Consider the following 20621-nt stretch of genomic DNA (forward strand, 5'->3'; position numbering starts at 1 on the left):
AAAAAGCGCAGCATCCGGAAAGTTCGGAGCTGCGCTTTTTTTATTCCATTCCTATTCACTTTTTTGCATGTATTTTCGGCTGAGTTCAACCGCTGCTTCGAAACCGCCGGAAGCATACGCCTTGTTCAAATCACTGCCGATGCCGACAGCCACTGCGCCGGCTGCCAGCCAGTCCTGAATATTATTCAAATTGATGCCGCCAGTCGGCATGATGCGGACATGCGGCAGTGGTCCGTTGACCGACTTGATAAAGGAGGGCTCAAAATTATTCGCCGGAAACAATTTGATGATATCGCTTCCTGATTCCAAAGCTTTGACCATCTCCCGGATTGTCATGCAGCCAGGCAGATACGGAATGCCGTAACGGTTGCAGACCGGTGCAATTTCTTCATTGAAATGCGGGCTGACAATAAATTTCGCTCCAGCCAAAATGGCATGGCGCGCCGTCTCCGGATCCAGTACGGAGCCCGCTCCAAGCAATACGTCTTCACTTTCAATCGTTTCAAATACCCGCTGGACATGCGGCGTTGTATACGTCAGCTCGATTGCGCGAATACCGCCCTGCACTGCCGCTTTTGACAGTTCAACCGCTTCTTCTGCGCTGCTGCCGCGGATAACTGCGACCACTTTTGTTTCAGACAATTGGGATAGAATAGCATGCTTTAACATCGGTAAGTTCCTCCTTCGAATTAGCGCTCAATTACTTTTTCTTTGCGGACCAGTGACTGTACTTCCTCCAGATAAGGAAGTCCTTCATTATCTCCGGAAACAGTTGTCACCAAAGCACCGACGCCATTGGCGAATTCCAGCGACTGCTCCGGAGAATAACCGTGCAATACCGAGTAAATATACCCGGCATCAAAACCATCGCCTGCCCCGACCGTATCGACTGGCGTGACCTTGAATGCTTCTTTCTGATGCCATACGCCTTTTGTAAATACACGTGCCCCATTGCCGCCGTCTTTGATAACCAGGTGGCCGATCGAGAAATCCGCTGCGCATTTTTCAAGCGCTTCATTTGAAGCGTCACCGATGATCAATTCAATTTCATCCAGACCTGTCAGCAAAATATCCACTGATGGCAAGATTTCCACATAAGCGGCTCTTGCCTGTTCGATGGTCCATAACTTAAGGCGGATATTCGGATCAAATGAAACCTGGATCTCCAGCTGCTTTGCAATTTCCAGCACCCGTTTGGTAATGGCCAAATTTTTTGGATCGATGGCTAGGAATACGCCTGTCAAATGAATGATGTCGATGCCTTTAAACATTTCCGCTGTTATCTCCGTTGGCTCCATCGTCAAAATCGGTGATTGGTATCGATAATAAAATGTCTTGCCTGAGCCATCTTCCCGGATTTCCTTGAAGTTCAATGAAGTTGGATAGCCTTCCACAAACTTAACATCTGTCATATCAACGCCTTCTCCGCGTGCAAAATTGTAAATCACACGGCCAAATTCATCACCGCCCAGACGGCTTGCCCATTTGGTATGCAGGCCAAGACGTGCGCAGCCGATGGCAAAATTCAATTCTGCTCCTCCGACTTTTCGTGTAAATCCAGTCACGTAACGCAATGGGCCCGTCTCTGAGGGATTAAATGTAATCAATGCATCGCCTAATGTAAAAACGCCATATGTATCAGACAAATTAGTCACTCCTTTCCTTATTTAAAAAACTGTATTTATAACATGAGGGACAAATCCCCCTTCTGAATAGAAGCATCTCTTTAGTTATTCAGTAAGCACAAACTTACCGAAATGTTTACTAAACCGGTTTAGTAAATTATAAATGACAGGGCTTTCAAAATCAACTCTATTCGGAAAACTCCTATTCTACCAACAGTCTTCATTAACCCACACTTGCGATATTTCTATTAAATCAAACAAAAACGCTCAACCGAAGTTGAGCGTTTAATACAGGAAATTAATTGTCAGAGACTTTCACCATGCCATATGAAGTGATCAAGTGCCACATGTTTTGCGGGATATCCAAGGTCCCCACCATTTTCTGTGTGACGACAGGATGGATTTCCTGCTCTTTGCCTTGTTTCACTTTTTCAGTCCATTCAGGGTCGATCAATGCCTGGCGTCCGATAACTACGATGTCCGCGCCTTCTGCCAACGCCGTTAACGCATCTTCCGGCGTTTTCACGCTGCCAACTGCTACAAAAGCCACTCGACCGTCAATTTGGTCTGCTAAGATGCGGACAATGCTGTCGCCTTGATCTGCGCCTTTCGGTGTTTTCATAATTTCCATCAGCGATACATGGATATAGTGAATGCCGCGCTGAATCAATTCTTCCACCAATACTTTGGTTTCTTCTATTGTATAGCCAACTGTTGTTTCATTGTTTTCTTCCGGTGACAGGCGGTAGCCGACGATAAATTGTTCGTCCGCGTATTTCGCGACAATGTCCTGAACTTTTTTCTGAACGGCCAGTGGAAACTTCAAACGATTTTCCAGGCTGCCTCCCCATTGGTCCTGCCGCTGGTTCGTAACTGAAGAAACGAATTGCTGAAGCAAATACGTATTGGCACCGTGGATTTCCACACCGTCAAATCCCGCTTCAATAGCTCTTCTCGTCGTTTGTCCAAAATCTTCGATAATCGCTTCAATTTCACTTTCAGTCAGTTCACGCGGTGTCGGCGTTCCTGCTGCACCTGGTACAGCACTCGGCGCGACTGTTTCATTTGCTTTGATCAATGCAGGCTGTCCTTGGCGTCCGCCGTGCTGGATCTGCAAAATTGCTTTACTGCCTTTTGATTTCATTTCTTTTGCCATTTGCGTCAAACGCGGAAGTGCGCTGTCGTCAAACCCGATAAACTGGTTCGGGAATGCGATGCCATTTTCTGAAACCGCGATGCATGCCGAAATATATAAGCTGCCGAGACCGGCACGGCGATTGTAATACGTCAATTCTTCATCTGAAACAGTGCCATCGTCATTTCCTGAATAAGTGGTCATCGGTGCAACACCTAGACGATCATTCAAAACAACACCGTTTGGCAAAGTGATTTCTTGAAATAATTCTTTATATCGTGGATTCATGGAACTTCCTCTTTTCTGCATTATGATCTCTTCCGAAAGGCTTCGGTATTTCAAAATAGCATATGGATTTTAAGGAATCAAGAATACACGCTCGCCCCCATTTTCCGGTACATTATTTTTGACCGTCTCTATTTCGAGTGGTAAGCTTTTCATCGAATTCGTAAATTAGGAGGAATTTTCCATGACAGCTCAAACAATTAAAGAAATTCATTTGGTTAACCGCCCTGAAGGCATGCCAACCAACGAAGATTTCAAATTTGTCGAAAAAGAAATTCCAACACCTGGCGACAATGAAGTGTTATTGAAGACACTTTACCTTTCTGTAGACCCTTATATGCGCGGCCGTATGAGAGATGTAAAATCGTATATTGCACCATTCGAATTGAACGAAGTACTTGTCGGCGGCGTTCTTGCTGAAGTGGTAGAGTCGCATTCGGATTTATTGAAAAAAGGCGATATCGTCAACGGCAACCTCAGCTGGGCTGAGTACACAGTAGCGGATCCCCAGAAGCTTCAAAAAGTGGATCCATCCGAAGCACCGATCACCGCGCGCCTTAGCGTCCTCGGTTTGACAGGGCTCACGGCTTACTTTGGGTTGCTCGACATCGGCAAACCGCAGGCGGGCGAAACGGTTGTTGTTTCAGGTGCAGCCGGTGCGGTAGGTTCTATCGTTGGACAGATCGCCAAAATCAAAGGCGCACGCGCTGTTGGCATCGCCGGTTCTGATGAAAAAGTCGATTACTTGATTAACGAACTCGGTTTTGACGCAGCCGTCAATTACAAAAAAGACAGCTTCCAGGACGATTTGGTTAAAGCTCTACCGGACGGCGTCGACGTTTATTTCGATAATGTCGGCGGAGACATTTCAGACGCCGTCATCAATGAACTGAACAACAATGCCCGCATTTCATTATGCGGTTCGATTTCTTCATACAATTCACCTGGTGAAGATGTCGGTCCACGCATGCAATGGAAATTCATCAAGACCAGCTCGATGATAAAAGGCTTTACGCTCGGCGACTATGCAAAAGACTTCCCGACAGGCGCTGCGGCACTTGCGCAATGGCTGCAGGAAGGCAAATTGAAATACGACGAAACGATTGTCGAAGGCTTTGAAAACACACCGGAGGCTTTCCTCGGCTTATTCAAAGGAACCAACCTCGGCAAGCAATTGGTAAAAGTCGCGGATCCTGAGTTCGCGAAGCTGTAAAACAATGAAAAGCCGTCCATCTGGGCGGCTTTTTTCCATTTAATTGGCGATACTGTCCATATCTAGTGAAATACTGTCCAAAAACAAACAATACTGTCCAAACCATAAAAAGAAGCCGCAAAGAGCATGCGGCAATCTCCATATAACTGGATATACTTTCTGTTTACAGAGAAATACTTTCTACTCAACACCAAATACTTTCCATACCCCACAATATACTTTCCACTTCATCACAGATCCTTCATAAAACGCAGAACCCCACACGGCAAATAAAACAAAATTTCCATTACCCCACTAAAAAACTCAAAGACGTCGTAAATCCACCAGCGATCTTTTTTATCTTTCATTTTCGTTTTAACTTCCATCCGCCTTCCCCACCTCTGCTGTTTTTATCCTATACGCAGCATCAGCAGAAATGGTTTCATTTTCCAGAGAGGTTGAGTGCTTTTGCCAATAAACGCAGTTCGTTCATACGGTTGGCCGCTCCGGAAATGTTCGGAATGATGGTGATTTCGTTTGTGTCATAGCGATCTGCCAGCTCTTCCATCTGTGTTTTCACTTGTTCTGCAGTTCCGATCAGCATGCGCTTCCGATTGCGCTCTACTTTTTCTTGCTCACTGACGCTGAAGCCGCGTTTTTTCGCGGTTTCGACGGACGGGTAATACGGAGGCGGTGAATCGGATTCGACAAACAAGAGCCATAAATCGAACGCAGTCGCCAGCTCCTCTGCTTTTTCCGCCGTTTCAGCGACGACCGCAAAAACCGCTATGATGACTTTTGGCTCCTGCAAAAATTGGGATGACTGGAATGCCGCACGATAACTATTGATCACCTCTACTGACTGTTGAGCCGGTTTGGCGAAATGGGCATAAGCATAGCCCATGCCTTTCTCAGCAGCAAGACGGGCACTGCCTGGCCCCGTTCCCAACAGCCACAATTCTGGCGCTGTATCGATTAGAGGCATAGCCTTTAACTGCTGGAAGCGATGTTCGTTATCCGTGTCATCCGTAAAATATTTCTGCAGATCTGCCAATTGCTGCTCATAAGGTAGCCGCTTCGTTTTGCTTTCATTCAATGCCTCGTTGACGATCCGGTAGCTTCGGGAGCGCCCGATGCCAAGATCAATGCGGCCGGGATGCAGGGCCTCGAGCATACGGAAATTCTCCGCCACTTTGTAAGCACTGTAATGTGGCAGCATGACACCTCCAGAACCGATGCGGATTGTTTCTGTAGAAGTCGCTAAGTGCATCATCAGCATTTCAGGTGTACTGCTGGCAACCGACTCGACCTGATGATGCTCAGCTACCCAAAAACGCTTATAGCCGAGACGTTCAGCCAGTTGAGCCAGTTCCGTCGTTTGCTTTAGAGCTTCTGCTGCTGTAGCGCCTTCATCGATCGGTGAATAATCAAGGATGTTCAATGAAATCATCTGCCTAACCCCTTTCACTGGTCCTTAAATCTTAGCATGCCAGTTGAATCCCTCTCTACTCCGGCGTACTGATGGAAAACTCCCAATCCAGCAAATCATAAATCCATTTTGTGACAAGTATTGTGAAATAGCCAGTATTTCCGAAACGCTTCAGTTCCTCTTTGGCAGGCATTCAATTAAACTGTAAGTAATAATTGAAACGGTAACGCTTCCAATGCTTTTACTGCTACCCTCACCAATCTTACGAAACTCAAACTGCCCCTCGCCACGTATGAACAGATCGATAAGCAAAAGAAATCCATTCAACTACGAAAGGCAGGAGCTTCCATATGAAAAAGTTTTCATTTACAGGGTTAATACTATTACTGTTGATGCTTGCAGGCTGCTCAGCCGGCAACGCCTATAATTCCGGCAGCTCTGGTTCCGGCCAGGCCGCAGATACAAGCACTTCCAAGTATCCTGACAATCCGAATGTGGACCTGGAATTCGACACCGATAAGCTGCAGGACATTTGGCTCGCAGGCGGCTGTTTCTGGGGAGTCGAAGCTTACATGGCGCGTGTCTACGGCGTTTATGATGTAACATCCGGCTACGCCAACGGCAATACCGAAAATCCGACCTATGAAGAAGTCATTCGCGAAAATACCGGACACGCTGAAACTGTCCATGTTCGCTACGATCCTGAACGTGTGGATTTGGAAAAACTGCTCGGACATTATTTTATGATCATTGACCCGACACTCCTGAACCAGCAGGGCAATGACCGAGGTACACAATACCGAACTGGCATCTATTACGAAAATGAAGCCGACCGGGCTGTCATCGACAAAGTGGCCACAGCCGAAAAAGAACGCTACGATGATCCGATTGTTACTGAAGTTGAAGCATTGGAGCATTATTACCTGGCAGAAGAATACCATCAGGATTACCTCGAAAAAAATCCGGATGGCTACTGCCACGTAGAATTTGACACATTAGAAAATCAGGAAACGGATGGAGACACCCAGCCATTGATCGACCCAGCGCTTTACCCGAAACCGAGTGACGAAGAACTGCAAGAAAAATTAACGGATATTCAATACGAAGTGACGCAGGAAGATGCAACGGAACCTGCTTTCTCCAATGAATATGATGGCTTTTACGAGCCAGGCATCTATGTTGATATCACGACCGGAGAACCTCTGTTTTCTTCTGCGGATAAATACGATTCCAAAACTGGATGGCCCAGCTTTACCAAGCCAATCGATCCTGAAGTCGTCACCGAACACGAAGACGGCATGCTGTTTATGAAGCGAACTGAAATCAGAAGCCGCGCGGGTGACAGCCACTTGGGACATGTCTTTAATGACGGCCCTGAAGATAAAGGCGGTCTGCGCTATTGTATGAACAGTGCGGCGTTGCTGTTTATCCCGGAAGCCGAAATGGAAGCGGAAGGCTATGGCTTTTTATTGGATAAAGTTAATTAATGTATTTCGCCAAAAAGGACACTTCACAAAGCAGCTATAGCTAAAAACCCCGAATCTCCACATTTCTTGAGGGAGATTCGGGGTTTTATTTTACACAAAGCAGATTACTTATACTTCGTTTATTGTCAGGACTCATCTAGTGCTACACGGCCATTTCCGCTTTTCCTATTGTCCAGACTCCGGCAGCCAGCCCCTCGAGTCGCTTCAGCCTTTCCAACAATGGCTGAAGAACGCCATTATCGGCAAGACTTCCAGCGCTTGTCGGGGCTTAACGGCTGCCTCCGCTTTTCCTATTGTCCAGCTCCAACGGCCAGCTCTTTGGGTCATAAGTCAACCCAGCTGTGCGGCTGAAAACACGCCGCTTCGCCGGTCTGTCTTATGCCCGGCAGAGCTACATGGCCGTTTCCGCTTTTCCTCATTAATCCACAATAAAATATCTTGCATCCGGATGAGCGAAAACGATGGCTGATACGGAAGCTTCTGGATCCATCATATATTCCTCCGTCAAATGGACGCCGATGTCTTCCGGCTTGATGAGGTTGAAGAGTTTTGCCTGGTCTTCCAGGTTCGGACAAGCCGGGTAGCCGAAGGAGAAGCGCTGCCCTTGGTATTTCGCAGCAAAGCGTTCACGCATCGAGAAGTCCGTTGCGTCCGGGAAGCCCCATTGGTCGCGGATTTCCTGATGGATGCGTTCGGCAAAGCCTTCTGCCAGTTCGAGTGCTGTCGCTTGAAGCGCGTGACTTTCCAGGAACTTGCCCTGCTCTTTCAAGCGGGTTGCTTCGTCACGAACTCCAAATCCTGCAGTGACCTGCATAAAGGCTACATAATCCATTTCCCCGCTGTCCACAGACTTCAGGTAATCAGACAGACATAGGAATGGCGGAGCTGATTGGCGTGGGAACGTAAAGCGTTCGATTTCCGTTTTGGCGTCTTTCGGATCGTAAACCACCACATCATCGCCGTCGCTCTGAGCTGGGAAAAATTGATAAAGTCCTGATGGTTTCAATAGACCCGACCCCAGGAAATTGGTCGCCAGTTCATGCAGTTGAACAGCACGTGGATCACCTTGAGCAAGTGTTTTATCGCTATAGCCTTTTAAGCCAAGGTGATGTCCGATCAAGGTGCGCATATTGACGTATGGATACAGATGCGCCACTGAATAATCCTTCAGCACATGGCGCCTTAAATCGTTCGGCACATAAACAGGCACATCTTCGCGGACCGTCTTGACCGGCTTCTCGGCGACTGCGACAGCCGGCTTGGCTGCGCGCACAGCTTCAGAAGCCTGACGTTTTTCCTGCTGGGCATCCAGTTCCAGCAACAGTTCTGCTTTGCCTGCACCGCTTTGCAGCCGGTTGGCCAAATCCAAGCCCTGCATGGCGTCTTTGGCGTAAATGACTGGGCCGTCATATTCCGCTGAAATTTTGGTTTCCGTAAAGCGTCTCGACAATGCCGCTCCTCCAACCAGAATCGGCACATCGATGCCTGCTTCCTTGAAATCCTGTGCAGTGATGACCATCTGCTTCGCCGACTTGACCAGCAAGCCTGACAAGCCGATCATGTCCGGCTTTTCTTTCCGAATGACTTCAATCAAAGTCGCAGGCGTCACTTTGATGCCAACATCAATCACTTTAAAGCCGTTATTGCTTAAAATGATTTCGACCAGGTTTTTGCCAATGTCATGGACATCGCCTTTCACCGTAGCCAGCACGATCTTTCCTTTTCCAGAGTCATCTTCTTTTTTCTCCATGAACTGTTCCAGGAAGGAAACCGCCGCTTTCATGACGCCTGCGCTTTGCAGCACTTCGGCAACAATCAATTGATTGTCATTGAAAAGCCGGCCAACTTCGGCCATCCCTTTCATCAACGGTCCATTAATGACATCCAGCGGTTCGTCGTACATTTCCAGCGCCTTTTCCAAATCTGGAATCAGCCCTTCTTTAGTTCCTTCTATAATATAGTAGGCTAATCGGTCGGGCACCGTTTTCGGGATATCGTCCTCGGTCTTTTCTTTTTTCTTATCGCGGTAAAAGGCGGTGAAATCAGCTAAAGTGTCATCTGTTGTCGTGAACAGCAGTTCATTGGCCATATCGATTTCCTGTTTTGGAATCGATGCGTAACGCTCCAGTTTTTCGGTATTGACGATGGCGTAATCCAAGCCCGCCTGCGTACAGTGATATAAATAGACGGCGTTCAATACTTCACGGCCAACTGGCGGCAAGCCGAATGATACGTTGCTGACACCCAGAATCGTCAAAGCCCGAGGCATCTTTTCTTTGATCAAGCGGATGCCTTCAATGGTTTCCACTGCAGAGCCGATGTATTGCTGGTCACCTGTACCAACGGGGAATACTAAAGGATCGAAAATAATGTCTTCCGGCGCAAGGCCCCATTTACTGACCAGCAATTCGTAAGAACGTTCCGCAATTTCCAGCTTGCGTTCACGCGTCACCGCCATGCCTTCTTCGTCGATCGTTCCGACAACAACTGCCGCTCCGTATTTTTTCACGAGCGGCATTACCGCATCAAACCGTTCTTCCCCATCTTCCAAGTTGATCGAGTTGATGATGGCTTTTCCTTGAGAAAACTTCAGCGCCACTTCAATGACTTCTTCGTCCGTGGAATCAATGACCAGCGGCACTTTAACCTTTTTGACAACTTCCTTCATGAAATGAGTCATGTCCTCAACTTCATCCCGGTCCGGATTTGCCAAACAGATGTCGATGACATGAGCGCCGTTCTTCACCTGAGCGCGGGCAATTTCAGAAGCTTCTTCAAATTGCCCATCTACAATCAAACGCTTAAATTTGCGCGAGCCGATGACATTGGTTCGTTCACCAATGAATAATGGGCGCATGGATTCATCATATTGCAAAGGCTCTATACCAGACACGACATGGCCGTGATCGACAGGATCCGGTTTTCTCGGAGGCAGGCCTTCCATTGCTTCACGCACCGCTTTAATGTGTGCAGGTGTTGTACCGCAGCAGCCGCCAACTACATTGAGCCAGCCTTTATCCGCAAAGCCTCGCAGTTTTTTCGCCAATGATTCCGGGGTTTCATGGTAATGTCCATCCTCGTCCGGCAAACCGGCATTCGGGTAACAGCTGACGTAGCCATCCGACAGTTCGGACAGCGACCGGATATGGTCCGTCATGAATTCCGGCCCGGTTGCACAGTTCAAGCCGACTGACAATGGCTTAACGTGTTCAATCGAGATGTAGAACGCCTCGATGCTTTGGCCCGCAAGCGTGGTGCCCATCGGTTCGATGGTCCCTGACACCATAATCGGCAGTTCGATACCGGTTTCTTCGAATGCCTGTTTGATTCCAATTGTGGCCGCTTTAACATTCAGCATGTCCTGGCTAGTCTCCAGCAAGATCAAGTCAGCTCCGCCTTCAACAAGTGACTTGGCCTGTATATAGAAATTTTCCAGCATTTCATCAAATGTCGCGCCGCCGGTTACGGACAAGGTCTTCGTTGTCGGTCCAATGGCTCCCGCTACAAACCGCGGCCATTCCGGAGTCGAAAACTCAGCCGCTGCCTTTTTGGCGATTTCTACTGCGTGGCGATTGATTTCCGCTGCCTGGCTGCCGATTCCGTACTCATCCAAAACGATCGGCGTACCACCAAAAGTATTGGTGCAGAGAATATCAGCTCCCGCCTCTAAGTAAGCTGTATGGACTTCTTCTATGACATCCGGACGAACGATATTCAAATATTCATTGCAGCCATCAAACTCTTCGCCGCCAAAGTCTTCCGGGGATAGATCGGCATTCTGGATCATCGTCCCCATCGCCCCGTCGATGATCAAAATTCTTTTTTCAAGCTGTTGTTCAATAAGATGTTTGGACATGGCTGTGATCGCTCTCTTTCTGTTGATCTAATTGTCGAATATAACGGATCAATTCCACGGTCATATCGTAGCGGACAAATGGCGTGATCAAGTAGATGCCATGGAACAGCTCCGCTGCCGTATCAATCAGTTCTTTTGCAATTTGGATGCCTTCAGCAGTGGCGCGGTCTTTGTCTTCGCCGCACGCGCGCATGCGTTCAAGCGCATCATCCGACAGTTTAATGCCCGGCACTTCGTTGTGCAGAAATTCTGCACTGCGGATGCTGGTCAATGGCATCACCCCGATGAAAATCGGTGTTTCCAGGTGTTTGGTCGCTTCATGGATTTCCACAATTTTTTCTTTCGTATAAACCGGCTGCGAAATGAAATAATCCGCACCGCTTTCGATTTTTTTATCGAGTCTTGCCACCGCCCGGTCCAGTACGCGGACATTCGGATTGAATGCCGCCGCTACCGAGAAGTTGGCTTTTTTTCGTAATGGCTTACCGGAAAATGAAATGCCTTCATTGAGCTTTTTGATCAGCTGGATCAATTCCATGCTCGACACGTCATAGACGCTGGTAGCTCCCGGAAAATCGCCGACTTTGGTCGGGTCCCCCGTCACGGCGAGTATATCATGGATGCCGAGCGCATCGAGCCCCATCAAATGCGATTGCAGGCCAATCAAGTTGCGGTCCCGGCAGGTGATGTGGGCCAGTGCCCGAATATTTTCCTTATGTTTTAAAATGGAGCCCATCGCCATGTTGCTGATGCGCGGTGACGCCAATGAATTGTCTGCCATCGTCACAGCATCCACACCCGCTTCATTCAAAGCAACAGACCCTTCCAAAAATTTGGTCGTATCCAAATGGCGCGGCGTATCCAATTCCACGATGATGGTCCGTTCCGTTTTGGCTTTTTCATGGAGCGGTTTTACTTCCAGCGCTTCCGCTTCACGGATGACAATCGGTTTTCTGACGGCCACTTCTTTATGGGTGATCGGCGGCAAGCTGCCAAGATGCTTTTTCGCAGCGGCAATGTGCTTTGGAGTTGTGCCGCAGCAGCCGCCGATCAAACGCACTCCTTCTTCTCTCAACAACAAAGCGGCACGACCGAAATAATCAGCTTCCGATTCATAAACGATCCGGCCATCTTCCACATCAAGCAAACTGGCATTAGGGGAAGCGGACAAGAAAGCATGTTTTGGCAAAGTAACTTCTTCAAAGGCTTGGATGGTATGGTGAGGTCCCAAGCGGCAATTGACACCAACGATATCTGCGCCGAGCGTCTCCAATTGATGCAAGGCATCATTAAGCGTCATACCATTTTGCAGAATGCCGGGGTCATGCATGGATACTTGAGCAATCAGCGGCGTATCGGTAATCCCTTTCAGGTGCTTGACCGTTGACGCCAGTTCTTCAAAGTCGTAGTAAGTTTCCAGCAGCAGGCCGTCGGGATCTCCCGACAGCAGATGGTTTGCCTGCTGGTCGACCATCGCAATGATTTCCTGTAAAGTTGCGTCGCTTTTCCGGATTCCCCGGATGCCTCCGATGGTTCCGAAAACAAATTGTCCACCTGGCGCTGCGGCACGTTTGGCGATGCTAATCCCGGCTCTGTTGATTTCCGCAACTTGTTCTTCCAGTCCGTAGCGTGCGAGCTTTGCTGCATTCGCTCCATAAGTATTGGTCTGAATGATATCTGCTCCGGCCTTGATGTAATCCTGATGAATCTTTTCAATCACTTCCGGCCGCTGCAGATTCAATTCCTCATTGCAATACTCGATGCCATATGAATACAGCAATGTCCCCATCGCCCCATCTGCCGTCAAAATTCTGGTCTTTAATTCGTTTAATAAACCCATCCTGCTCACCCTCCTATATATACAAAAAAAGCCTTCATGAAAAAGAAGGCTTTACGATATCAAACTCGTTCCTTTTCATCTGCCAGGCATTCGTTTGCCTGCTGGATTTAGCACCTGACCTTTCGGCTGGTTGCTGAAGTTTCATAGGGCCAGTCCCTCAACTTCTCTCGATAAGAATTCACTATTCAGTTTTAAGTATTCTAGATATGGTACCTGTATACACTAGTCAGGTCAAGACAATCTATCAAAAAACAATGAACTTTCTGTTATTTTTCATTAAAATAAGTACTATTCCAAAACTTCGAAGGAAAGTTACTATCTTATAAAATTAAACTTAAGGGAATGGACATCAAATATATACCAAGTAAATGGCCCAGATTCGAGCATCCAGGTAATCTCTACTTTCACCGGAACTTTTAATCCGTCTACAAGTTGGTGTTCTTTGATTGTACCAATACATAATAGCGGCTTCGCATCTTCCCCGTCTTCTTTATAGCGCCACGCTTCTACTCTCAACAGTTCGTTTTGTTCATTAAAGAAATAAGTTGCAGAACCCGTCAGTCCAGCATATTCCATCGTCGCTTTTGCGGATTGCCCGTCTATCTCTTCCCATGTAATAAGAGGATTAATTACGGCTGATGGATACCAGGACAGCTCCATCAAATAACGTTGCAGTGACGACTGATCAGTTTTTTCATTGTCTGTTGAATTGGAAATCGGAAAAATTCCGGCAAGTTTGATCCGCATGTTTGCCTTGCCTTCCAGAAAGCTATCTTTTCCGGTGACAAACAAAGCTTTTCCCATTTTCATCTTCACTGTCCATCGGAATGCCGGCGGATTGGTAAAGCTGATCTGTTCCGCTTCGGATGCGGTCCACGTTTTTTGTTGAGGCTTTAATTTCATCCTGCCTGTTTGCTTAAGACGTGTGTTATGGATTTGTTCATGGCCAACAGCACCAATCGCGTAAAGCCAATTTTTTATGCATTCTGGAAGTGATTCAATCATTTCTGCTGTCAGTTTGCCTGGAGTCGCACGCTTAGAGTTACTTTCATTAGCATCTTTTTTCACCATCACCAACACCCCTTTTTGTTGCTATACCTTTTTTGGTAGTATACAAAGCATTTTTTTAATAAAAAACTGGACATTCTATTAAAAAGAGAGTATTTTTATATCAAATAGATATATATCAAAAAGATATAATGAGGTGAATGAATGGCAAAAGAAAACCATACCCAATATGCGATACTTGGACTCTTGACAACAGAATGCCGCACCGGCTATTCCATCAAACAAATGATTGATACAAGTTTGAATCATTTCTGGAAGATCAGCTATGGACAGATATATCCTTCATTGAAATTACTCGTGGATAAGGGCTATGCGTCAGTGGAACCTCAAGTTCAGGAAGGAAAGCCGGATAAGAAAGAGTACACCATTACTGCTGAAGGACAACGTGTTCTCAGAGAATGGATTCAAGAGCCTGTTCAGCAGCTCCCGGTCGAAAAAAACGAATTGCTGCTGAAGCTATTTTTTAGCCGCAATCAGGATGTTCAAGACACGCTTGACCATTTAGAGGCTTATCGTGAAAAGCTTACTGATCGCTACAATACTTACTTAGGGATTCAAGAAATGATTAACACTCAATTAATAGAACAGGCAGACGCTCCTTTTTGGCTGATCACCTTGGATTATGGCATACGGATAACGTTGGCTGCTATCGACTGGTGCGATGAAACCAAAAAAACCTTAAGCTGAAGCGGAGGAAGATCCAATGAGCAAAGAAATTTTTTCCGGTAGATTTACTGCTGAAAATCATGAAGGAATTGTGGTGTTTGTTATTGGTATGCGGATCAACAAATGGAGAGCTGTCCACAAATGGCTTCCTGTTATGGCGGCTATGCCTCCGATGATTAAAGAGCTGGCAATCCATAAAGAATTGGGCTGCCTGTCCTCTGAAAACTTCTTTAAGTTGCCGCTCACTTTCATGATCCAGTATTGGCGATCCGAAGATGAATTACACGCTTATTCAAGAGGACAGAAACATTTGGCAGCTTGGAAAAACTTCAAACAAAAAACGAAAGATAATGACGCAGTCGGCATCTATCATGAAACTTACCTCATTTCCCCTGGCCACTCAGAATCAATTTATGTGAATATGCCCGAATTCGGTTTGGCCAAGGCACTTGGAAAAAAAGAAATCACACCATCTACTTCATCAGCACGCCAACGCCTCAAGAAAGAAGTACAGTAGCCAGCTGTCTGTGACTGTCATTCCATACAATTTTTTGCTCAAAGGATGACTCTATTAATCAAGGTAATGGAGAGTACAGCCCTTTGGCAGATAGAGGTGAAATCATTTGTTCAATCTCTTTTTAATTGTTCATATTATCACCGGTATTAGTTGTCTGGCCAGCGGATTAATTGCGATGTTATCGAAAAAGAAGAGAGGGCAACATTCATTGGCTGGAGAATTGTATCACGGATCTTTTGTCATTGTGTTTATCACTGTCATTGTGCTGTCTATCAGCAACTGGGAAGAAAGCGGCTACCTTTTGTATATCGGCGTTTTCTCTTACGGCTTGGCTTTACTTGGATACTTGGCTGCGAAAATCAGATGGAAGAATTGGCTGGCACTTCACATAAGCGGAATGCTCGGCTCCTATATAGGAATTGTGACAGCGACTATTACTGTGAACATCTCTAAAATTCCTTTGCTGAATGAATTGCCTATCCTCTTGTTTTGGTTGTTGCCCACCATAATTGGAACGCCTATTATCATTAAAATCAGGAAAAAGTACACGTTTCTAAAAGTTCAATGAATTTGATGCGCTATTTTCTTGCAAAGAATTTGTTTCTTTCAGAATTCCAAATGTTTCAGGCTATACAATCAATGCGTGGACCATTCGAAAATACTAATCATCTAAAAAATTACTGATAACTTAAAAAACCTTGTCTGAAGTGTATACTTCAGACAAGGTTTTTGATTTATCTATTTCCAAGAAACGATGGGCTCTTAAAAAAGATCGTCTTAATTCTAGAATGCTTTCAATTAAAAAAGGCTTTGCAAATCCTTGATCGGCCGAGCATCCGGCTGGCCATCATAACTGATGAACTCGATTTCACCGATGCGCATGCCCGCATTGTATTCACCGATTACAGTATCCAACAAGACAAATGAAGCCGAGATGAACTCATCTTCATTTTCTTCTGTAAACCCTTTGATATAAAGGATCAGATTCACTTCATCGCTATCTTTTTCAAATGTACAAAAGATATCGTCCCACCCCAGTTCAATATCTCCATAAACAACAGAAAATTCTTCGTCATGCGGCTGACGGAAGCCGATGATTTCAAAATCTCCAATAGGGGGGGCATTATCGATCAGTTCGATTACATCATCAAAAGCTTCAACAACACCATCTGCACTGATGATAAATTCACGCTTCCCCTCAACAAGGCTTTCACTAAATTCAAAAGCCAAATACCGGTTAACTTTATGCAACTTCTTTTCCAACTGATTAAATAGCTTGTCTCTGCTGGAATCTTCCAACTCAAAATATGCTTCTTTATTGTCTGCAAACCATTCCCAGAAAGCCGCTACCTTATTTTTTCTCTTCGGCAACCAATTCATCCCGCTATCCCCTTTGCATCCATCAATTCTTGTATGTCTATCATAATCATAATCACAAAAAAATGATAGTTCTTTTTATCTATGCATAATAGACTACCTGCTGGCTGTTTTTATTTCGTATCGACGGAATTTCATCATGGAAACCACACCCAGGATAGGGCCGATGCTCAGTAAAACAAATACCCACTCCCAGCCGATAAGATTTTGAACGATCGGGATCAGATTGATGGAAAAGACAGTGATCAAAAAACCGATGCACATCTGGAACGTTAAAGCAGTACCTAAGTACGGTGTTTCAGCAAATTCTGTTACGGCCGCTGAAAACTGGGCTGAATCAGAAATTACAAACATCCCCCAAATAATAGCCACTGTAAGCGTTAACCATAGGGCATGGCCGAACGTAAAGCCGATGATGATCGAGCAGCTGGCACTGACAAGCAGCGAAAGAATGGTCAGCCGTGATCTTCCTAATTTATCCGCTGCTGCACCGCCCAGTACACATCCGATCGCTCCGGCAACTCCAATCGATACAAAAGAGGCAATTCCAATAAGTGCCGGACTGATTTGAGAAGAAGTACTGGCAAAGCTGGCTGCTAGAAAAACAGGGAGCCAGGTCCACATGGCATACAGTTCCCACATATGGCCAAAATAACCATAGTTCGCAAGCATAACCGGTTTATTCCGCACCACTTGCTTGATCAGCCGAAAAGAAAAAACGGTTCTTTGTGGGGATGCCGGTGCATCTGCTACCACCCACTTCATGATTGCGGAAGCAAACAATGCCAGCAACGAACTGACGATGATGACCAATTTCCATTCGATAGAAGAGAAAAAGATGCTGATGAAGTGGGGCAAAGACGAGCCTAAAGTCAATGCGGCGATTAAAATCCCAAGCGCCAATCCCCTTTTCGCCGGGAACCACTGTGACAGCAGTTTGACAGCTGTTGGATAAACGCCTGCAAGTGTCACACCCGTTAAAATACGCAAGCTTATTCCAATTGCAGCAGTGTCGGCAAATGGCAGCAATCCATTGATCAGCGCACCAGCTAGTGCCGAAAACGCAAAAATTTTCCGAGCATTAAAGCGGTCTGAAATGCCAAAATAAACGCTGATCAATGTGCCGATGATAAAGCCAACTGGTACAGATGCCGATAACCAGGCTTCTGTACGGGCTGTGAGACTCCAGAGCTCCCGCAATTCCGGTCCTGTCACACTGGCGCTAAACCATAGGCTCAGTGCAAATAATTCCGCTATGGCGATCCACAACAATGCCTGCCATTTTCCCGCCATCACCAACAACTCCTCTTCCGTAAAACTTACCTTCTCTTTCCCTATCATAGAACAGCCTAAGTAAATAAGAAAGCAGACAAAAACCAGTGGCTGTTAAACCCCGAACCCTACTTGATGTCTTTATTAAAAATCCGAATCACAAAAGCCCTCCATCAGCTTAAACGGCTGATGGAGGGCTTGAGTGTTTATTTCATTACGAAACTGCTGATCTTATTTTGAGTTCCAAGCATTAAGGTCATCGCCAGTCACTTCATCAAAGTCATCGCTTCTGTCTTCGACGAGTTCATCGACCCATAACTCATTTTCTGTGGCGGCAACCACAACGGCAGCTGAAGCATCACCAACTACATTCAAAGAAGTTCTGAACATATCAAGTATCCGATCGATACCCGCCACCAAAGCAATGCCTTCTAAGGGCATGTTTGCAGCACTTAATACCATGGCAAGCATAATGACGCCCGCTCCCGGAACGCCAGCCGCTCCAATAGAAGCAAGTACCGTTGTCAGGACAACGGTCACCAATTGCAGCAATGACAATTCCAAGCCATAGAACTGGGCAATAAATACAACTGCCACCCCTTGGTAAATCGCCGTGCCATCCATATTGAGCGTGGCGCCAAGCGGCAGCACAAAGCTGCTGATCTTACGGGAAACGCCTAAATTTTCCTGCGTGTTTTTCAGGGTTACCGGCAATGTCCCGGAACTGCTGCAGGTGCTAAACGCCACTGTCGCAGCTGGAGCGATGCCTTTGAAAAATTGCAAAGGACTGATTTTCGCAAATCCTTTTACAGCCAATGAGTAAACCAGGACCGCATGGAATATACAAGCGATGGCAACTGCCAAGATTACTTTCATTAAAGGCAGCAGCACAGTTAATCCGTATTGGCCAACGACCGGAGCCACTAACCCTAAAACCCCGATTGGAGCAACCCACATGATGATTGAAGTAATTTTGTACATTACTTCCGCAAATCCTTCAAAAAATCGGTAGACAGGCTGAGCAGGTTTCCCGACCAAGGTAATCGCCAGTCCAATGAAAACAGCAAAAAAGATGATCTGCAGAATATTGCCCTCAGCAAGCGCTGCAAATGGATTTTCCGGAATGATGTTCAGCAATGTGGCAACTACACCACCCGTTTCAGCCACCTCTGTTGTGGTTTCCGGAACACTGATTGACAGTCCTTCACCTGGAGCGATCAAAAAGGCGAATGCTAAACCGATGCTGACAGCAACCGCACTTGTCAGTAAATAATAGGTGATTGTTTTTATTCCGATTCTGCCCAGCTGTTTAGGATCTCCTGTGCTGGCAATCCCCACGACCAGCGTGGCTAAAATCAACGGTGCAATGATAAATTTAATCAGCCGCAAGAACAAGTCACCGAGTGGTGCGATGACATCTATTGCAGGACCAAAAACGAGTCCCAGAATAACCGCCGCAACAAATGCGATTAAGATCTGCGCCAGAAGATTGCCTTTTATTTTCACGATTCTCTCGCCCCTTAAACTATTAGATTTCAACCCTATGCTTTATGCCTTATCTGTTGAGCCAACAGTTATGGTATCGCCGATTTCCAGAATTGGCACGTCGATATTTACTGTGTCCGGGTACTTGATGCCCGCTCCGGTATTAAGTGCGACAACCGTTTCCCCATCTTTGATCCAATCTTGTTTCCGTAAGTTGCGGATCGCCACGAAGACCGCAGCGCCTTCCGGACAAATGAAAGATCCTTCTAAGCGAGCTATTTTTGCCTGTTCGGCAAGCATTTCTTGGTCGTCTACTGCAATGGCGCAGCCTTGTGTTTTATAAATAGCGTCCAATACCAGAAAGTCGCCCAATGCTTTCGGCACATTGATGCCAAAGGCCTGTGTGCTGGAATTTGCCCAGAATTCAGACTCGTTCTTGCCTTCTTCCCAGGCTTTAACAATCGGCGCACAACCAGTTGCTTGAACGGCAACAAGCCGCGGCAAGTCGCCTTCCACCCAACCGAGCTTCTTCAATTCATTCAAGGCTTTATAAATGCCGATCAATCCGACACCCCCGCCGGTCGGATACAGAATGACATCCGGCATTTTCCAATTCATTTGTTCGGCTATTTCCAAGCCCATTGTTTTCTTTCCTTCAATACGATATGGTTCTTTTAACGTCGATACGTCGTATAGCCCAAAATCTTTTACAGCCTGTCCAACAATCTTCCCAGCATCGCTGATCAATCCATTCACCAAATACAAGTTGGCACCAGATAATGCCACTTCGTTGCGGGTAATCTTTGGTGCATCCTGCGGCATGACGATGGTCGATTGAATGCCGGCTTTGGCTCCATAAAGTGCCCATGCAGCACCCGCGTTGCCGTTGGTCGGCATGGCAAACTCCTTGACGCCTACTTCCTTCGCTTTAGAGACACCTACGGTCGCACCTCTCGCTTTAAAAGTACCGGTCGGAACCAGCCCTTCATCTTTCATATAAAGATTTTCCACGCCCATGTCTTTTCCAAGTGCCGGCATCGCGATTAGCGGCGTCATGCCTTCCCCTTGTGACACCACATTCGCTTCATCTTCGACGGGCAGCATCTCATGGTATCTCCATAAAGTCGGCTGCCTCGTTGCCAATTCTTCACGCTTCAGATCCGCCTTTAGCTCATCCCAGTGGTAATCCACCAAGAGCGGCGCACCGCATGTACATAATTGATGCTGTTGCTTTGTATCGTAATGCTTGTCGCATTTCGGACAATAAAGATGGGAAACATAACTGTATTTCATTTTCAGAACTCCCTTTTCATTCATATTGCTGCGCTCCGCACAGCTGATTTTCATGAAACCAATAGCCCGGAAATTGATCCCGGGCTATTGAAAT

At 46.5% G+C, this 20621-nt stretch carries 18 protein-coding genes and 1 riboswitch; of the genes, 5 read left to right on the plus strand and 13 right to left on the minus strand.

The window, feature by feature from the left end; genetic code table 11:
• Positions 1 to 51 precede the first annotated feature (51 nt).
• From FQV26_RS13920 to FQV26_RS13930, 3 genes are all read right to left on the minus strand, one after another.
• Positions 52 to 669 carry a bifunctional 2-keto-4-hydroxyglutarate aldolase/2-keto-3-deoxy-6-phosphogluconate aldolase gene (locus FQV26_RS13920; RefSeq protein ID WP_146558144.1) on the minus strand — a complete coding sequence of 206 codons (618 nt, stop codon included), beginning with the start codon at positions 667 to 669 and terminating at the stop codon, positions 52 to 54.
• A gap of 20 nt (positions 670 to 689) precedes the next feature.
• Positions 690 to 1646: a sugar kinase gene (locus tag FQV26_RS13925; RefSeq protein ID WP_146558145.1), complete on the minus strand. Its 957-nt coding sequence runs from the start codon at positions 1644 to 1646 to the stop codon at positions 690 to 692.
• Positions 1647 to 1923: 277 nt separating this feature from the next.
• Positions 1924 to 3048: an NADH-dependent flavin oxidoreductase gene (locus FQV26_RS13930; protein ID WP_146558146.1), complete on the minus strand. Its 1125-nt coding sequence runs from the start codon at positions 3046 to 3048 to the stop codon at positions 1924 to 1926.
• A 181-nt stretch (positions 3049 to 3229) separates the two neighbouring features.
• Here FQV26_RS13930 and FQV26_RS13935 point away from each other — a divergent pair, with 181 nt between their 5' ends.
• Complete coding sequence (locus FQV26_RS13935; protein ID WP_146558147.1) at positions 3230 to 4258, plus strand: NADP-dependent oxidoreductase; 1029 nt, start codon at positions 3230 to 3232, stop codon at positions 4256 to 4258.
• A gap of 230 nt (positions 4259 to 4488) precedes the next feature.
• Here FQV26_RS13935 and FQV26_RS19060 read toward each other — a convergent pair whose 3' ends face one another.
• Together FQV26_RS19060 and FQV26_RS13940 are read right to left on the minus strand one after the other, a co-directional pair.
• On the minus strand, positions 4489 to 4623 hold the full coding sequence (locus tag FQV26_RS19060; RefSeq protein ID WP_261384348.1) for a hypothetical protein: 135 nt from the start codon (positions 4621 to 4623) through the stop codon (positions 4489 to 4491).
• A gap of 56 nt (positions 4624 to 4679) precedes the next feature.
• Positions 4680 to 5687: an LLM class flavin-dependent oxidoreductase gene (locus FQV26_RS13940; RefSeq protein WP_146558148.1), complete on the minus strand. Its 1008-nt coding sequence runs from the start codon at positions 5685 to 5687 to the stop codon at positions 4680 to 4682.
• A 329-nt stretch (positions 5688 to 6016) separates the two neighbouring features.
• On the opposite strand from FQV26_RS13940, the gene msrB reads away from it, so the two are divergent.
• Positions 6017 to 7153 carry a peptide-methionine (R)-S-oxide reductase MsrB gene (gene msrB / locus FQV26_RS13945; protein ID WP_146558149.1) on the plus strand — a complete coding sequence of 379 codons (1137 nt, stop codon included), beginning with the start codon at positions 6017 to 6019 and terminating at the stop codon, positions 7151 to 7153.
• 204 nt (positions 7154 to 7357) lie between these two features.
• Here msrB and FQV26_RS19065 read toward each other — a convergent pair whose 3' ends face one another.
• From FQV26_RS19065 to FQV26_RS13960, 4 genes are all read right to left on the minus strand, one after another.
• Positions 7358 to 7480 (minus strand): hypothetical protein, encoded by a 123-nt coding sequence (locus tag FQV26_RS19065; RefSeq protein ID WP_261384349.1) that lies wholly within the window; start codon positions 7478 to 7480, stop codon positions 7358 to 7360.
• Between the two features lie 91 nt (positions 7481 to 7571).
• Positions 7572 to 11009: a methionine synthase gene (metH, locus tag FQV26_RS13950; protein ID WP_146558150.1), complete on the minus strand. Its 3438-nt coding sequence runs from the start codon at positions 11007 to 11009 to the stop codon at positions 7572 to 7574.
• Positions 10990 to 12849, minus strand: coding sequence for a bifunctional homocysteine S-methyltransferase/methylenetetrahydrofolate reductase (locus FQV26_RS13955; RefSeq protein ID WP_146558151.1), 1860 nt, complete (start codon positions 12847 to 12849; stop codon positions 10990 to 10992). The genes metH and FQV26_RS13955 overlap by 20 nt, the downstream gene beginning before the upstream one ends.
• Before the next feature lie 72 nt (positions 12850 to 12921).
• Positions 12922 to 13026, minus strand: a riboswitch (SAM riboswitch).
• Positions 13027 to 13164: 138 nt separating this feature from the next.
• Positions 13165 to 13920, minus strand: a complete 756-nt coding sequence (locus tag FQV26_RS13960; RefSeq protein WP_146558152.1) for a DUF6920 family protein — start codon at positions 13918 to 13920, stop codon at positions 13165 to 13167.
• A gap of 141 nt (positions 13921 to 14061) precedes the next feature.
• Between FQV26_RS13960 and FQV26_RS13965 the strand changes: the two genes are divergently transcribed.
• The 3 genes from FQV26_RS13965 (at position 14062) to FQV26_RS13975 (ending at position 15668) form a co-directional block, all read left to right on the plus strand.
• A complete protein-coding gene (locus FQV26_RS13965; protein WP_146558153.1) occupies positions 14062 to 14604 on the plus strand; it encodes a PadR family transcriptional regulator in 543 nt (180 codons plus the stop codon).
• Positions 14605 to 14620: 16 nt separating this feature from the next.
• Positions 14621 to 15100: a DUF4188 domain-containing protein gene (locus FQV26_RS13970; protein WP_146558154.1), complete on the plus strand. Its 480-nt coding sequence runs from the start codon at positions 14621 to 14623 to the stop codon at positions 15098 to 15100.
• A 106-nt stretch (positions 15101 to 15206) separates the two neighbouring features.
• Positions 15207 to 15668, plus strand: coding sequence for a DUF2306 domain-containing protein (locus FQV26_RS13975; protein WP_146558155.1), 462 nt, complete (start codon positions 15207 to 15209; stop codon positions 15666 to 15668).
• Positions 15669 to 15898: 230 nt separating this feature from the next.
• Here FQV26_RS13975 and FQV26_RS13980 read toward each other — a convergent pair whose 3' ends face one another.
• The 4 genes from FQV26_RS13980 to FQV26_RS13995 form a co-directional block, all read right to left on the minus strand.
• Positions 15899 to 16480, minus strand: a complete 582-nt coding sequence (locus FQV26_RS13980) for a hypothetical protein (protein ID WP_146558156.1) — start codon at positions 16478 to 16480, stop codon at positions 15899 to 15901.
• A gap of 93 nt (positions 16481 to 16573) precedes the next feature.
• Positions 16574 to 17773 carry an MFS transporter gene (locus FQV26_RS13985; protein WP_146558157.1) on the minus strand — a complete coding sequence of 400 codons (1200 nt, stop codon included), beginning with the start codon at positions 17771 to 17773 and terminating at the stop codon, positions 16574 to 16576.
• 207 nt (positions 17774 to 17980) lie between these two features.
• Positions 17981 to 19249, minus strand: a complete 1269-nt coding sequence (locus FQV26_RS13990; RefSeq protein WP_146558225.1) for a dicarboxylate/amino acid:cation symporter — start codon at positions 19247 to 19249, stop codon at positions 17981 to 17983.
• A 48-nt stretch (positions 19250 to 19297) separates the two neighbouring features.
• The gene (locus FQV26_RS13995) at positions 19298 to 20527 is read right to left on the minus strand and encodes a threonine synthase (protein ID WP_146558158.1); all 1230 of its coding nucleotides are present in this window, start codon (positions 20525 to 20527) and stop codon (positions 19298 to 19300) included.
• Between the last annotated feature and the right edge of the window lie 94 nt (positions 20528 to 20621).

It is taken from the genome of Planococcus sp. CPCC 101016 (genome assembly GCF_007859295.1).
Classification (GTDB): domain Bacteria; phylum Bacillota; class Bacilli; order Bacillales_A; family Planococcaceae; genus Planococcus.

Excerpts from the sequence above, each read along its gene's own strand:
- FQV26_RS13995 (WP_146558158.1), bottom strand. The coding sequence starts at position 20,527 with ATGAAATACAGTTATGTTTCCCATCTTTATTGTCCGAAATGCGACAAG.
- FQV26_RS13965 (WP_146558153.1), top strand. The coding sequence starts at position 14,062 with ATGGCAAAAGAAAACCATACCCAATATGCGATACTTGGACTCTTGACA.
- FQV26_RS13920 (WP_146558144.1), bottom strand. The coding sequence starts at position 669 with ATGTTAAAGCATGCTATTCTATCCCAATTGTCTGAAACAAAAGTGGTC.
- FQV26_RS13970 (WP_146558154.1), top strand. The coding sequence starts at position 14,621 with ATGAGCAAAGAAATTTTTTCCGGTAGATTTACTGCTGAAAATCATGAA.
- FQV26_RS13930 (WP_146558146.1), bottom strand. The coding sequence starts at position 3,048 with ATGAATCCACGATATAAAGAATTATTTCAAGAAATCACTTTGCCAAAC.
- FQV26_RS13980 (WP_146558156.1), bottom strand. The coding sequence starts at position 16,480 with ATGAATTGGTTGCCGAAGAGAAAAAATAAGGTAGCGGCTTTCTGGGAA.
- FQV26_RS13940 (WP_146558148.1), bottom strand. The coding sequence starts at position 5,687 with ATGATTTCATTGAACATCCTTGATTATTCACCGATCGATGAAGGCGCT.
- metH (WP_146558150.1), bottom strand. The coding sequence starts at position 11,009 with ATGTCCAAACATCTTATTGAACAACAGCTTGAAAAAAGAATTTTGATC.
- msrB (WP_146558149.1), top strand. The coding sequence starts at position 6,017 with ATGAAAAAGTTTTCATTTACAGGGTTAATACTATTACTGTTGATGCTT.
- FQV26_RS13960 (WP_146558152.1), bottom strand. The coding sequence starts at position 13,920 with ATGGTGAAAAAAGATGCTAATGAAAGTAACTCTAAGCGTGCGACTCCA.
- FQV26_RS13935 (WP_146558147.1), top strand. The coding sequence starts at position 3,230 with ATGACAGCTCAAACAATTAAAGAAATTCATTTGGTTAACCGCCCTGAA.
- FQV26_RS13955 (WP_146558151.1), bottom strand. The coding sequence starts at position 12,849 with ATGGGTTTATTAAACGAATTAAAGACCAGAATTTTGACGGCAGATGGG.
- FQV26_RS19060 (WP_261384348.1), bottom strand. The coding sequence starts at position 4,623 with ATGGAAGTTAAAACGAAAATGAAAGATAAAAAAGATCGCTGGTGGATT.
- FQV26_RS19065 (WP_261384349.1), bottom strand. The coding sequence starts at position 7,480 with ATGACCCAAAGAGCTGGCCGTTGGAGCTGGACAATAGGAAAAGCGGAG.